The following is a 14,108-nucleotide window of genomic DNA, read 5'->3' as shown; positions in this document are numbered from 1 at the left end:
CAGTGTTTTGGCGTTAACGCCGTTTCAGTGCGCTTACAGCTGCTCACTCAAATCAGTCGTGCGTAATTGACGCGTGATCTTAGCGTCAGCTTTTAAAGTGGCAATCAGCGCTTGATAATGCAGCTCTGCTTGCTGACGTGCAATCGCTTCTAACTGGCTGGTATCTGGCACACTGCTAATATTGGCAGGGGTAACCGCATCCACCGCCACTAATACCACATCACCGTTACTTAACTGCACCGAGTCAATACTGGCTTGATCGTTAGTAGGTCTTGGCATAGCAAACGCTTTACTGCGTACCTCTGTTTCTAAACTACCACCAAAACGCGGCGTGGCAGCACTATCAACGATGCTCGCTTCTGCTTTACTCGCCATCGCGGCTAAATCGCCACCTGCGGCGACGAGCTCTGCAGCATAGGCAGCAGCTTGTTTGGTCATTTCAGCTTGTTGTACTGCGTTTTGTACTTCAGCGCGCACTTCATTTAAACCTAAGGTACGTGCCGGTACATGTTCTTTAACGCGCATCACCACAACATGCTCGCGAGCAATTTCTAACACATCGCTGTTTAAGCCTTCAGCAATGAAGTTCAAATCAAATAACCGATTCAAAATAGCCGGTTGCGATAAGGGCTCTGCCGCATTAGCGCGCTCAAATAAGCCGGTACTTTTAACTTGCAAACCAACCACATCAGCGGCTTCTTCTAAGTTGTCAGGCTGCTCAAACGAGACTTGTGCTAAACGCTGTTGCAGATCATAAAATAAGGCCGTGGCTTGCTCCGCTTTTAACGTTGTCGCAATTTCTGCAGCAACCTCAGCTAAAGGTTTAGTCACTGCCGGCTCAAGCGTGGCTAACTTGATAATATGATAACCATATTCACTTTTCACTACGCCAGATAATTGGCCTAGTTCTGTTAGCGCAAAAGCGGCATCTTCGAACACAGGGTCCATTTGACCGGCCACCAACTCACCTAAATTACCGCCATTTTCGGCAGAGAAGGTATCGGCAGAGCGGGTTTTTGCTAACTCAGCAAAATCTGCACCTTGTTGTAATTCCGCTAATAAGGCAGCAGCTTGTGCAGCAATAGCGGCATCTTCACTTTCGCTTTCCAGCATAATGTGGGCAAATTCACGCTTTTCTTCGGTGCCATAGCGCGCAGCGTTAGCTTGATAGTAATCAGCCACTTGCTGCTCAGTCACTTCGATGTCTTCCGCTAACTTGGCCGCTGACAATTCTACATATTCAGCAGAGATTTGCTCAGGCGTCATAAAACGGCTGATATTTTGCTGATAGTACTCTTGCAGCATATCGTCGCTGACACTAACTTGCTCAGCAAAACGCTCAGCAGTGACCGTGAAATAACGGATGTCACGTGTTTGCTGTTGTAACGACAGCAATAAATTAATTTCGGCAGGTAAACCAAATTCACTGCCCACTAAGCCTTGCATCAGTTGGGTTGTGGCTAAACCTTCGCGAACCATTTCGCGGAAGTCAGCAGGTTGATAACCGGCTTGGCGTAATAACGCGATAAAGCGATCTTGATTAAACACGCCATCAACTTGGAATTCTGGTAGGCCAGTAACGGTTTCACGTACTTGATCATCACCTACCCGCAAACCCAACTTACGGGCAAATTGCTTTTGTAAGGTTTCGTCAATTAAACGTTCTAACACTTCATTACGAAAGTTAGCCATATACGCAGGATCGGCGGCTAACATATCGTACATTTCACCAAACTGCTGTTGCATACGAGCACGTTCATTTTGTAATGCTTGCTCATACTGCACCTGACTAATGTCATCGCCATTAACCACGGCAACAACCGCATCACGTGGCGTACTTAGGTAACCACCAACCCCGGCCAGGGCGAATGTCAGGATAACCAAGCCCAAAATGATTTTGGCGGTCAATCCCTGCGAGCCTTCTCTGATTCGTTCTAACATCTTTGCTCTTTCTCTGTTATCGGTGACACAAAAGTTTGTGCTAAAAAAAAAGCGCATCTTAACAGATGCGCCTTTTTTATAGAAGCCTTGGCATTGTCTGCGGGCTTAAGGACCCTCCCCGGCGCGCCGGGCAGAATACTGTTAGTTTACTGCGTCTTTTAACGCTTTACCTGGCTTAAATGAAGGAATCTTCGCAGAAGCGATTTGAATAGTAGCACCAGTTTGTGGGTTACGGCCAGTACGGGCAGCACGCTCGCGTACAGTGTAAGTGCCAAAACCAACTAAAGCTACAGAATCGCCTTCCTTAAGAGCTTCGGTAACAGCGTCGATGAACGCGTCTAAAGCACGACCTGCTGCGGCCTTAGAAATGTCTGCATTCGCAGCAATTTTGTCGATAAGTTGAGACTTGTTCACAATATCATCCCCTTCAATTGTTATTATTTTCTACAACGTCAAGCTATTAGTTTTTAGAAGTTGCCCGCTTGTTATAACAAGCAACGACTTTGCTTGCAAGCAGCAGAAACGAGAAAACTAATAATTTTGGCTTTGACCGCAGCCCTTGCTACACAAGGGCTTGGCCGAAACTGACCATAACTTAGCACAGCCTACGATAATAAAAAGCCCCTAAACCGGATTTTTTTCGGTTTTTTTGCTTTTTGCAGCTGTTTTTGGTGAATTTACCGGCGTCACACGGGCAATTGGCTCTTGTAAGGCCAGTTCTAGCACTTCTTCAATCCATTTCACCGGCTTAATTTCTAAGGCACCTTTAACATTTTCTGGGATTTCTTTTAAATCACGAATGTTATCATGCGGAATCAATACGCGTTTTATACCACCACGGTGCGCAGCCAACAGTTTCTCTTTCAAGCCACCAATGGGTAATACTTCACCGCGCAAGGTGATCTCGCCCGTCATCGCGACATCAGCTCGCACCGGATTACCGGTTAAGCCCGACACTAACGCCGTGACCATCGCAATACCGGCACTTGGGCCATCTTTAGGCGTCGCACCTTCGGGTACGTGAACGTGAATGTCCCGTTTCTCATAAAAGTCTTCGTTAATCCGCAGCGCTTCTGCACGGCTACGTACCACCGTCATCGCTGCTTGGATCGATTCTTTCATTACATCGCCAAGCGAACCGGTGTAGGTTAATTTACCTTTACCGACCACGGCTGCCGCTTCAATCGTTAGTAAATCACCCCCGACTTCTGTCCAGGCTAAACCGGTAACCTGGCCAATGCGGTTGCTGTCTTCTGCTTTACCGTAATCAAAGCGATGCACACCAAGAAACTCTTCCAAGTTAGCGTCGTTAATCAGCACGGTTTTCAACTCTTTGTTTAAAAGAATTTGTTTTACCGCTTTGCGACATAGCTTCGATAATTCGCGCTCTAAACTACGTACGCCCGCCTCACGGGTGTAATAACGAATAATGCCAATGACTGCACTGTCTTCAATCACCACTTCAGTCGGTTTTAAACCATTACGGCTAATTTGCTTGTTGATTAAATGCTGACGGGCAATGTTCAGTTTTTCGTCTTCGGTATAACCCGATAAGCGAATCACTTCCATCCGATCTAATAACGCGGCGGGAATATTTAAGCTATTCGAGGTGGCAAAGAACATGACATCTGACAGGTCATAATCCACTTCTAAGTAGTGATCGCTAAAAGTGGCATTTTGTTCAGGATCTAATACCTCTAATAACGCTGCAGCCGGATCGCCCCGGAAATCCGAAGCCATCTTGTCAATTTCATCTAATAGGAATAATGGGTTACGTACACCCACTTTTGCCATTTTCTGGATGATTTTGCCTGGCATAGAGCCGATATAGGTTCTGCGGTGCCCCCGGATCTCGGCTTCATCACGCACGCCACCAAGTGCCATACGCACGTACTTACGGCCAGTAGCTTTTGCCACCGACTGCCCCAGCGAGGTTTTACCCACGCCCGGTGGGCCAACCAGACATAAGATCGGGCCTTTCAGTTTATTCACGCGCTGCTGCACCGCCAAATACTCAATGATGCGCTCTTTAACCTTATCTAAACCATAGTGGTCAGCATTGAGAATTTGCTCAGCAATGGCTAAGTTTTTCTTCACTTTAGACCGCGCTTGCCACGGCACCTGCGTTAACCATTCAATATAGCTGCGCACTACCGTTGCTTCGGCTGACATCGGTGACATCATCTTCAGCTTTTGCAGTTCAGCTTTGGCTTTGGTTTCGGCTTCAGCGGGCATTTTCGCTTCAGTAATTTTTTTCGCTAACGCTTCAAATTCATCCGGCGCATCTTCTAGCTCACCCAATTCGCGTTGGATCGCTTTCATTTGCTCGTTCAGGTAATACTCGCGCTGGCTTTTCTCCATTTGCTTTTTTACCCGGCTACGAATACGCCGTTCAACTTGCAAAATGTCGATTTCACTTTCCATCATCGCCATCAAATACTCGATGCGCTCTGTGACATTGGTCAGCTCTAAGACTTTTTGCTTATCATCCACTTTTAGTGGCATATGCGCCGCCATGGTGTCAGCCAAACGGGCCGCATCATCAATACCGCTTAAGGCGGTCAGCACTTCTGGCGGGATCTTTTTGTTCAGTTTGATATAACCTTCAAACTGATTAATGGCCGAGCGTAAAAACACTTCTTGCTCGCGGCTATCGATGTCTTGTGTCACTACAGGATCGATATAAGCAGCGAAGCTTTCTGTTGTTTCAGTAAATTCAGCTAATTGCGCACGCTTGCCGCCTTCAACTAACACCTTTACGGTGCCATCAGGCAATTTTAGCAATTGTAAAATAGTGGCAATGGTACCGATGCGATACAAATCACTTTCAGCCGGATCGTCCAAAGCGGCGTCTTTTTGTGCCACCAGGAAAATCTGCTTATCGTTTTCCATAGCAGCGTCTAAACATTTAATGGATTTCGCCCGGCCGACAAAAAGTGGGATTACCATATGCGGATAAACAACAACGTCCCGCAACGCCAGTACCGGCATGTGCAAACGTTCTGAATGTTCTGTGGTCATTGATTTACTCTCGAATTAAATTACTGCAGGCGACAATAAATAGTATATGGGGACGGATCTACAAACTTCAATTCATCTGATAAAAAAGGAGCTTTGCAGCTCCTTTTTTATTTAGTGTGATTCAGCAACCGCCGGTTCGTTGTTCTCATAGATAAGTATGGGCTGACTCTCGCCTCGGATCACTGTTTCATCAATGACCACTTTTGCCACATCCTGCATAGAGGGCAATTCATACATGGTATCAAGCAGAACACCTTCCACTATAGAACGTAAACCACGCGCACCGGTTTTGCGTTCCATGGCTTTTTGGGCAATGGCTTTTAAGGCATCGTCACGGAACTCTAATTCAACGTTTTCCATTTCGAATAATGCCGCGAATTGCTTGCTTAGTGCATTTTTCGGTTGACTTAAAATTTGCACTAAAGCGTCAAGATCCAATTCCGTTAATGTTGCAACAACGGGTAAACGCCCGATAAATTCTGGGATCAGGCCATATTTCACCAAATCTTCAGGTTCAACATCACGGAAGGATTCGCTCAGGCTACGGCTGCTTTCTTTGCTTTTTACTTCAGCACCGAAACCAATACCCGCACCTTTGGCGCTACGTTGTTCAATCACTTTATCTAAACCGGCAAAAGCCCCACCACAGATAAATAAGATTTTAGAGGTATCTACCTGTAAAAATTCTTGTTGTGGATGTTTACGCCCGCCTTGTGGCGGCACAGAAGCAACAGTACCTTCAATCAGTTTCAGTAAGGCTTGCTGTACCCCTTCACCGGATACATCACGGGTGATAGATGGGTTATCAGATTTACGTGATATTTTGTCAATCTCATCAATATACACGATACCGCGCTGGGCTTTCTCAACGTCGTAATCACATTTTTGCAGCAGCTTTTGAATGATGTTTTCGACATCTTCACCGACATAACCGGCTTCGGTTAAGGTGGTGGCATCCGCCATGGTAAACGGCACATCAAGTAAACGCGCTAGCGTTTCAGCCAGTAACGTTTTACCACAACCGGTTGGGCCGATTAACAAGATATTACTTTTACCTAATTCAACGTCTTGTTTGTGCTGCGAGCTACGTAAGCGTTTGTAATGGTTGTATACCGCTACGGCTAACACTTTTTTCGCATGTTCTTGGCCGATAACGTAATCGTCTAAGTGTTGACGAATTTCACGAGGCGTCGGTAATTTTTCACCGTCGCGTTTAGGTGAGATATCTTTAATTTCTTCGCGAATGATATCGTTGCATAGGTCAACGCATTCATCACAAATATAGACTTGTGGCCCTGCGATCAACTTACGCACTTCATGCTGTGATTTGCCACAAAAAGAGCAATACAGTAATTTGCCGCTCTTGTCGCCGTCAGTGCGGTGATCAGACATGTAACTACCTCTTTTTCCAACCAGCGGGCAAATACTGCCCGCATAATCCAATTATTTAGCTTCTCTATTGGTCAATATGGAGTCGACTAAGCCATATTCCAAGGCTTGCTGTGCACTTAAGAAGTTATCGCGTTCAGTATCCTTACATACTTGCTCATAACTCTTACCACTGTGCTCAGCCATCAAGCGATTGAGTTTCTCTTTAATATACAGGATTTCCTTGGCATGGATCTCAAAATCTGTCGCTTGGCCTTGGAAGCCCCCTAATGGTTGGTGAATCATCACGCGGGCATTAGGTAAGCAATAACGTTTGCCCTTGGTACCACCGGATAGCAAGAACGCGCCCATACTGGCGGCTTGGCCAACACAAACGGTAGCGATATCGGGTTTGATATAACGCATGGTATCGTAAATCGATAAACCGGCCGTGACTGAACCACCAGGTGAATTAATATAAATATAAATGTCTTTTTCTGGGTTTTCTGATTCAAGGAACAATAGCTGTGCCACAATCAGGTTAGCCATATGGTCTTCGACCTGACCAGTTAAAAATATAACCCGTTCTTTCAGCAAGCGGGAATAAATATCAAAAGAACGTTCGCCTTTAGCCGTTTGCTCGATAACGATAGGTACTAAGGCATTTACGATGTCATTCATGTCGCGAGACATTGGCATAATCTGGGATCCCTCTGCTGTAGCTGGGTAATACTGGCGAAAAGACGGTGCCTGAAAATAAAATGGCCCGAACACGTGTCCGAGCCATTAAAACCGCCATACGCTAAGAAGTCAATCTTAGTTAGCGGACTTTGGGTTCATAATCTCGTCAAAAGCGGCAGCTTGCTCAGTCACCTTAGCCGCAGCTAATACAACTTCGATTGCTTGCTCTTCTAACGCAACATTACGCATGCTTTGCATCAGCTCTTTGTTAGTGGTGTAGTACTGTACCACTTCTGCTGGATCTTCGTAGGCCGAGGCCACGTTGTCGATCAGCTCTTGAACTTTAGCTTCATCCACTTTCAGTTGATTAGTCTTGATGATTTCACCTAATAACAGGCCTACTTTTACGCGGTCTTTTGCTTGTTCTTCAAACAATGACGCCGGTAATTCTGGCAACTGTTTTGGATCCATGTTTTGACCAAAACGCTGTAATGCTTGTTGACGTAATACATCAACTTCGCTAGCGATAAGAGACTTAGGCACTTCAACTTCGTTGTTCGCTAACAGGCCTTTGATCACTTGCTCTTTTACTTTGCCTTTAATGGATTGCTTCAGTTCGCGTTCCATGTTTTTCTTTACTTCAGCTTTTAATGCATCAACAGACGCATCGGCTAAACCGAATAAAGTGGCGAATTCGTCATTCAGCTCAGGTAATACCTGGCCTTCAACCTTCTTCACGGTAACAGCAAAACTTGCCGCTTTACCTTTCAGGTTTTCAGCATGGTAATCTGCTGGGAAAGTCACTTCTAACGTGGTTTCTTCACCGGCTGCTTTACCGATCACGCCTTCTTCAAAGCCTGGGATCATGCGGCCTTGGCCTAGTTCTAAAACGAAATCAGTCGCTTTACCGCCTTCGAATTCTTCGCCGTCAATTGAACCCACGAAATCCATGGTGACGCGATCGCCAGTAACAGCGGCATCTGCTTTGTCTTCCCATTTCGCGTGTTGCTTGCGTAAAGTGTCTAACATGTTAGACAAATCCGCCTCGGTGATTTCAACAGTAGGCTTAGTCACTTCTACTTTATCTAAAGCCGCTACCGTGATTTCTGGATACACTTCAAAAATAGCCGTAAATGCTAAATCTTTGCCGCTTTCTAAGGCACCAGGTGCAAACTGTGGCGCACCGGCTGGCGTTAATTTGTTTTCTACAATAGCTTCGTAGAAAGAACGTTGCATTTGCTCAGAAGCGACTTCTTGCAGCACAGCAGAACCGAAACGTTTCTGAATAATAGAAACGGGGGCTTTGCCCGGACGGAAACCATCGATACGCTGACGTTTAGCTAATTCGCGTAAACGGCTCTTCACTTCTGAATCAATACTGGCAGCTGGCACGACGATATTTAAACGGCGCTCTAAACCTTGGGTGGTTTCAACAGAAACTTGCATCTCTTTACCTCAAATTCAATGTCAGGCGGCTCTGATACGCCTTACTGTGATGGCCGGGTGTCGACAAACTCAAGATGAACCTGACCTGTTATAAAAATTAACGCGGCATTATAGCGAGCTATAACCCGCTAGTCGAGCCTTTAGATACGATGCTTTTTCAAGACAAAAAAACAGGCTTTTATCAACGATAAAAGCCTGTAATAACTTCGTTGTGTTCTTTTAAACGCGGGTTTGCCCCACGCCGGTAACCACATACTTTTCGGTGGTTAATGCTTCAAGCCCCATAGGCCCATAAGCATGTAACTTACTGGTAGAAATACCGATTTCCGCACCTAAACCTAATTCGCCACCATCAGAAAAACGTGAGGAGGCGTTATGCATGACCACCGCAGTATCGACGGTAGCAATAAAACGGTCAGCATTAGCTTGATCTTCTGTACAAATCACTTCGGTATGTTGGCTGCCAAAACGATCAATATGGGCAATGGCACCGTCAAAATCAGCAACCACCCGCACGGCAATTTCCGGCGCAAGGTATTCTTGGCCAAATTCATCTTCCGCAATAACTGAGGCACCACTAAAATACGGTAAGCTTTGTGCACAAGCATGCACCTTAACCTGATTTTCGGCCAAGGCCGCGGCAACTTTAGGTAAAAAACTATCTGCAATCGATTGATGTACGAGTAAGCCTTCTAAGGCGTTACACACACCAGGACGTTGCACTTTACCGTTAATTAATAAGTTAAGGGCCATCTCGGGTTTTGCGCTGGCATCCACAAATAAATGGCAAACACCTTTAAAGTGCTGGATCACCGGAATACGGCTATGCTCAGTTACAAAACGAATTAAGCCTTCGCCACCCCGTGGGATCACTAAATCGATGTAATCATCCTGCTTTAACAACGCCAGTAATAAATTACGATCAGGATCGGGCACAATACTAATCACCGCATCAGGCAGATTATGTTCGGCTAACGCCTGACGCATAGCAGCGGCAATCGCTAAGCTCGTTTTAATCGCTTCCCGACCACAACGTAAAATCACGGCATTACCCGATTTGAAACACAAAGCACCAGCATCAGCCGTGACATTTGGGCGCGCTTCATAAATCATGCAAATTACGCCAAGCGGAATACGACGCTTGGCAATATTGATGCCGTTAGGCCGTTGCTCAATTTGGCGGGTTAACCCCACCGGATCGGGCAGCTGGATAATTTGCTCAATGGCACTGGCCATCGCTTCAATGCGCTCAGCAGTTAACGTTAAACGATCAACCATGGCCGCGGCTGTGCCATTGGCCGTCGCCTCTGCTACTTCTGCACGGTTTTCGGCTAAAATAGTTGGCGTGGCTTGACGAATCTTATCGGCAAACGACTGCAATACGATATTTTTTTGCTCGGTGCTTAATACAGCTACCGCTTTTGCCGCCACTGCGGCTTCTGCAGCAAGCTTAGCTGCAACATCATTACTCATATTTTCTCCAGTAACATCATTTCACTGCGATGGATCACGGCGTTACTACCGTTGGGACAATAACCTAAATAATCGGCAATATGCTGGGTTTTTTGTCCTTTAATCGAAAACAATTCACTCGCACTAAAGCGTGTTACGCCTTTAGCAATAGAGCGCTTGCCGTTAGAGCAACGAACGATCACCGCATCACCTGATTCAAACTCGCCTTTTACTTCAACAATACCACTGCTGAGTAAAGAAGCACCGTTATCACGTAGCGCATCGATACAACCGCTATCAACCCAAATTTCGCCTTTGGCACGTAAGGTATGTCTAACCCAATGTTTTTTAGCCGGTAACGGATTTTTTTGAGCATAAAATATGGTGCCCGGATTCTTGCCCGCTAAAAGACACTGAAAACTGTCAGCCTGATGCCCGTCTAAAATCACGGTATCAACACCTTGTGTGGTGGCTTTTTCTGCTGCTTCAATTTTAGTACGCATCCCTCCCGTACCCACTGATGAAGTTGCACCACCGGCTAAGTCATAAATGCGTTGATCAATTTTTTTGACAGTAGGGATTAAGGTCGCTTTCGGATCTTTGTTTGGATCTGCAGTATACAAACCATCGACATCTGAACAGATAATCAAGGCATCAGCCTGCGTTACCGTTGCAACCATCGCCGCTAAATTATCATTATCGCCTACTTTTAATTCTTCGGTAGCAATAGTGTCGTTTTCGTTAACGATAGGCAATACACCATGATCTAGCAGTCGGCGCATAGTATTTTGCACGTTAACGTGGCGTACCCGATCGCTTAAATCACCGTGCGTCAGTAGTACCTGAGCACATGGAAAATCAAAACAACGGCTCCAGAAATTCATCATCTCATTTTGACCTACGGCAGCCATGGCGCGTTTTAACGCCATAGGCACACGATGATGCTGGAAATTAAAATGGTGTCTACCAGCCGCGACACTGCCTGAAGAGACTAAAATCACTTCACGACCGAGTGCGCGACATTCGCGGATAAATTCGGCAATAGGACGCAAATACTTTTCGCTGCATCCTTCATTGTCCGGCGCGATTAGGGCACTGCCGACTTTCAGTACAACCCTACGCCAGGATGGGTTAAGCATAATTCCTCCGTTATGTAAATCGGTGCATAGTCTAACAAAAACAGCCTAGCCCTACCACCCAACACCACGCGAACAACACTTAAAACCACAGTTAACGGAGTAAAAATAAGTGATAATTATCATTAATTTAGAAAAAAACATCGGTATTTTCAAACCTAGAATATGTAAAGGAAGCCCCTGATAACTGTAACAAAATTACAGATCCACGCGGCTCACTTTTTCTGCAAAAACGCCCCCCATTATCACAAAAATAAAAAACCACTATTATTCTGATGAATAGTGGTTATAACGCCCCGTCACTAATCCAAATGGCCACCTGATCACTAGGGCTTGTTGACGTTTGCTGTTTAGATTTTGTTCGTTTGGCGATGTTTTGATCGCGAAACGAGGAGTGTAATTTAGTTATTCTAAATAAACGACGAGAGAAGCTACCGCGTCCTGCTCTCGCCCCTGACCTACATCCATGTAGGCCACAAAGAGCAAAGCATCGCCAGACGAACCCTTCGGGCAGCGTGTGGCTGGCATTTCTACTGCGTTATACGAAATATATCCTATATTTCGCCTTCGGCCAGCAGAGCTGTTCCCGTTTGTTCCATACAAACGGGTCGCTTGTTTATGTAGAATAACTACACGGCACAAGCTCTGCCTTGTATAAATACCAGCCACTCAGCTGCAAAAACAACCAGCAAACGTCAACAAGCCCTGTCAGCACTGTGTGGCGATTGAAATACATGGCTTCAACATTAAGTTTTGCCGCAAGCATCGGGATTTAACGCATACAGGATACAGCGATAAATTAGCTTGTTTAATGCCCTGCTAAAACCCTGAGCACTTAGCCCTAGGTACTCAGCCCATGAGTATTAAAACTGCCCAGCAAATGTCAATTACCATGGCAAGCATAAACACAAACGCTCGTTAAATGTGCTGTGCGAGGTGTTTGGGTCTTAATTAAAGCATTTGTTTTAGAAAGAGAAGTTGTGCTGATACGGCATGTGTTTAACCCGCATTTGCATGATCAAATCAACCGGTCGGCGACCTAAAGAGAGAATATCTAAGGAAGCTGCGTAACAAATAAAAATGGTCGGGGGTACCGGAGTTGAACTTGCGACTGCATGAATGAACACAAACATGTGCATGAAAATTATTGTAATGTGGGATTTTGATACGGAAATTTTGAAAATTAGGGAGAATGCGTATTTCGGTGATTCCGAACAGCGATCCCGGAGTTATCCGATCACCCGTTAGCCGTTCTTTTTCATAACTGTAGTTTTACGCTAAGTGATCGGATTGGTCTAGTTTTCTCATCGACTCTCCTGTTAATTCTATTCGGTGACTGTTGTGTAATAGCCTATCTAATAGTGCATCAGCGATCGTCGGGCTTGGGATCAGTTTGTACCACTCACTGGTCGGTATTTGACTGGCGATAATGGTGCTTGATTGCTGGTAGCGTATTTCCATCACATCCAGCAAGTCGTTAGCCTGTCGCGCCGTTAATGCTTCCATACCCCAATCGTCTAGAATGAGTAGTTTACGTTTAGCCAAGGTGCTCAGTTGTTGGCGGTATGAGCCGTCGGCGTGGCCGATATGTAGCTCATCTAACAGCTCACCGAGCCGGTAATAACGTACGCTGTGATGTTGGTCGCACGCTTGTGTAGCCAGCGCGCAGGCAAGATACGTTTTACCGCAGCCCGTTGCCCCCGTTAGGATAATATTCTGGTTGTAGTGCAGATATTGACCGCTGAGTAGTGCGGCCACTTTATCTTTTTTAAGCCCTCGACTCGCTCGATAGTCTATGTGGCTAGCTCGGGCATCTACCCGTAACTTAGCCTGGCGAGCCAATCGCTGCACTTTGGTATTGTCACGGCACAGTAGCTCATGTGTTGCCAGCAAGCCTAATCGCTCTTCGAAGCTCATGTCAGAGTAAGTTGCTGGTTGCGTCTCTTGCTGTTGTAATGCTTGAGTAAAATGGCCAAGCCTCAACGCACGCAGTTGCTCATGTAATGTCGATAAACTCATCTCAGTTCTCCTTATTGATAATAACGTGGACCACGGATATTGTGGTGGGTCAGCGGTGGTGTAGCCTCTGCTGTAGTGGCAATGCCGATGCGTTCTTTGTTATTCACCAGCAGGTTTGTAATGACTTTGAGGTAGGGCTGCTCCAGTAGCAGAGCTCGTTGGCTAGCCGCTTCAAGCCTGTCGTTACTATACTTTTTAGCCAAGCTTAGGATTGCAAGGCAGCTTTTAATCGCCTGCTCAGGATGTTGGCGTCGTTCAAGCTGGAAGCTGATGACTGCCCTGACGCCATTGCCTATGCTGTCAGCCCAACTCAGTAATCTTTCCGCGCTCCAGCGCTGTTTGATATGCGCATCAGGCATATGCTCTTTGACGGTAGTAAACCCTCCGTCGTGATGTTTTCTGGGGTGCTGTGCCACCACTTTTCCTTGATAGTACACGCAGATGATTTGCGCGGTCGCTTCCACAGTGACGGTATGGCTGACCAGATTATGTGGGACGGAATAAGCGTGTTTTGCATACAACACATGATAGTCAGGCCCGACACGCGCTTGCTTGCTATCGATGTACTCGTAAGGATAGGTCGGCAATGGCATCAACGCAGGCTTATCAAACCGAGTGTAAAGTTCATAACGAGAGCCTGGATGTACGCGTTGCTGACGATGATTAAGATCATGCAACAGCTCGCGGATCCGCTGATTCAAACTGCTGAGTGTATAAAAGTATTCATGGCGTAAACGCATGAGGATCCAGCGTTCAACAATCAAGACCGCGTTTTCAGCTTTTGATTTATCTTTGGGCTTATAGGGCCTCGCGGGCATGACGGCGGTGCCATAATGCCGTGCCATTCGAGCATAATTTTCATTGATAACAGGCATGTAACGATGGGTTTTGGTGACGGCTGAACGCAGATTATCTGGCACTAACAAACGCGGGATCCCCCCAAAGAACTGGAAGGCACGAGTATGAGCCATGATCCAGTCCTCCAGCTGCTGAGAGCGTCCTGCTTCAACATAGGTGTAATTAGAGGCACCCAAGGTCGCCACG

10 protein-coding genes are annotated in these 14,108 nt (G+C 46.2%); all 10 read right to left on the bottom strand.

Features of this window, described 5'->3' with window-relative positions; translation table 11 throughout:
* Positions 1-33: 33 nt before the first annotated feature.
* Complete coding sequence (locus LMJ53_RS04085; protein ID WP_229584923.1) at positions 34-1,941, bottom strand: SurA N-terminal domain-containing protein; 1,908 nt, start codon at positions 1,939-1,941, stop codon at positions 34-36.
* Between the two features lie 141 nt (positions 1,942-2,082).
* Positions 2,083-2,355: a nucleoid-associated protein HU-beta gene (gene hupB, locus LMJ53_RS04080; RefSeq protein WP_226749793.1), complete on the bottom strand. Its 273-nt coding sequence runs from the start codon at positions 2,353-2,355 to the stop codon at positions 2,083-2,085.
* A gap of 210 nt (positions 2,356-2,565) precedes the next feature.
* Entirely contained in the window at positions 2,566-4,962 is a 2,397-nt protein-coding gene (gene lon / locus LMJ53_RS04075) for an endopeptidase La (RefSeq protein WP_229584922.1), read from the bottom strand.
* A gap of 111 nt (positions 4,963-5,073) precedes the next feature.
* The gene (gene clpX, locus LMJ53_RS04070) at positions 5,074-6,354 is read right to left on the bottom strand and encodes an ATP-dependent protease ATP-binding subunit ClpX (protein WP_226749791.1); all 1,281 of its coding nucleotides are present in this window, start codon (positions 6,352-6,354) and stop codon (positions 5,074-5,076) included.
* Between the two features lie 51 nt (positions 6,355-6,405).
* Positions 6,406-7,029: an ATP-dependent Clp endopeptidase proteolytic subunit ClpP gene (gene clpP / locus LMJ53_RS04065; protein ID WP_420778843.1), complete on the bottom strand. Its 624-nt coding sequence runs from the start codon at positions 7,027-7,029 to the stop codon at positions 6,406-6,408.
* Positions 7,030-7,146: 117 nt separating this feature from the next.
* Positions 7,147-8,457 carry a trigger factor gene (gene tig / locus LMJ53_RS04060; RefSeq protein WP_229584921.1) on the bottom strand — a complete coding sequence of 437 codons (1,311 nt, stop codon included), beginning with the start codon at positions 8,455-8,457 and terminating at the stop codon, positions 7,147-7,149.
* Between the two features lie 219 nt (positions 8,458-8,676).
* Positions 8,677-9,930: a glutamate-5-semialdehyde dehydrogenase gene (locus LMJ53_RS04055; RefSeq protein WP_229584920.1), complete on the bottom strand. Its 1,254-nt coding sequence runs from the start codon at positions 9,928-9,930 to the stop codon at positions 8,677-8,679.
* The gene (gene proB, locus LMJ53_RS04050; protein ID WP_226749788.1) at positions 9,927-11,048 is read right to left on the bottom strand and encodes a glutamate 5-kinase; all 1,122 of its coding nucleotides are present in this window, start codon (positions 11,046-11,048) and stop codon (positions 9,927-9,929) included. The genes LMJ53_RS04055 and proB overlap by 4 nt, the downstream gene beginning before the upstream one ends.
* A gap of 1,269 nt (positions 11,049-12,317) precedes the next feature.
* A complete protein-coding gene (istB, locus tag LMJ53_RS04045; protein WP_229584919.1) occupies positions 12,318-13,064 on the bottom strand; it encodes an IS21-like element helper ATPase IstB in 747 nt (248 codons plus the stop codon).
* 11 nt (positions 13,065-13,075) lie between these two features.
* On the bottom strand, positions 13,076-14,108 hold a 1,033-nt coding region (istA, locus tag LMJ53_RS04040; protein WP_229584918.1), incomplete at its 5' end, for an IS21 family transposase.

The organism is Rheinheimera sp. UJ51, from assembly GCF_020819615.1.
Classification (GTDB): domain Bacteria; phylum Pseudomonadota; class Gammaproteobacteria; order Enterobacterales; family Alteromonadaceae; genus Alishewanella; species Alishewanella maricola.
Note: the sequence above shows the minus strand (reverse complement) of the source record. Positions and strands in the feature narration are given on the sequence as shown.

Coding starts and splice junctions, on each gene's coding strand:
- LMJ53_RS04055 (WP_229584920.1), bottom strand. CDS start 9,930: ATGAGTAATGATGTTGCAGCTAAGCTTGCTGCAGAAGCCGCAGTGGCG.
- LMJ53_RS04085 (WP_229584923.1), bottom strand. CDS start 1,941: ATGTTAGAACGAATCAGAGAAGGCTCGCAGGGATTGACCGCCAAAATC.
- lon (WP_229584922.1), bottom strand. CDS start 4,962: ATGACCACAGAACATTCAGAACGTTTGCACATGCCGGTACTGGCGTTG.
- tig (WP_229584921.1), bottom strand. CDS start 8,457: ATGCAAGTTTCTGTTGAAACCACCCAAGGTTTAGAGCGCCGTTTAAAT.
- istB (WP_229584919.1), bottom strand. CDS start 13,064: ATGAGTTTATCGACATTACATGAGCAACTGCGTGCGTTGAGGCTTGGC.
- proB (WP_226749788.1), bottom strand. CDS start 11,048: ATGCTTAACCCATCCTGGCGTAGGGTTGTACTGAAAGTCGGCAGTGCC.
- clpX (WP_226749791.1), bottom strand. CDS start 6,354: ATGTCTGATCACCGCACTGACGGCGACAAGAGCGGCAAATTACTGTAT.
- clpP (WP_420778843.1), bottom strand. CDS start 7,029: ATGCCAATGTCTCGCGACATGAATGACATCGTAAATGCCTTAGTACCT.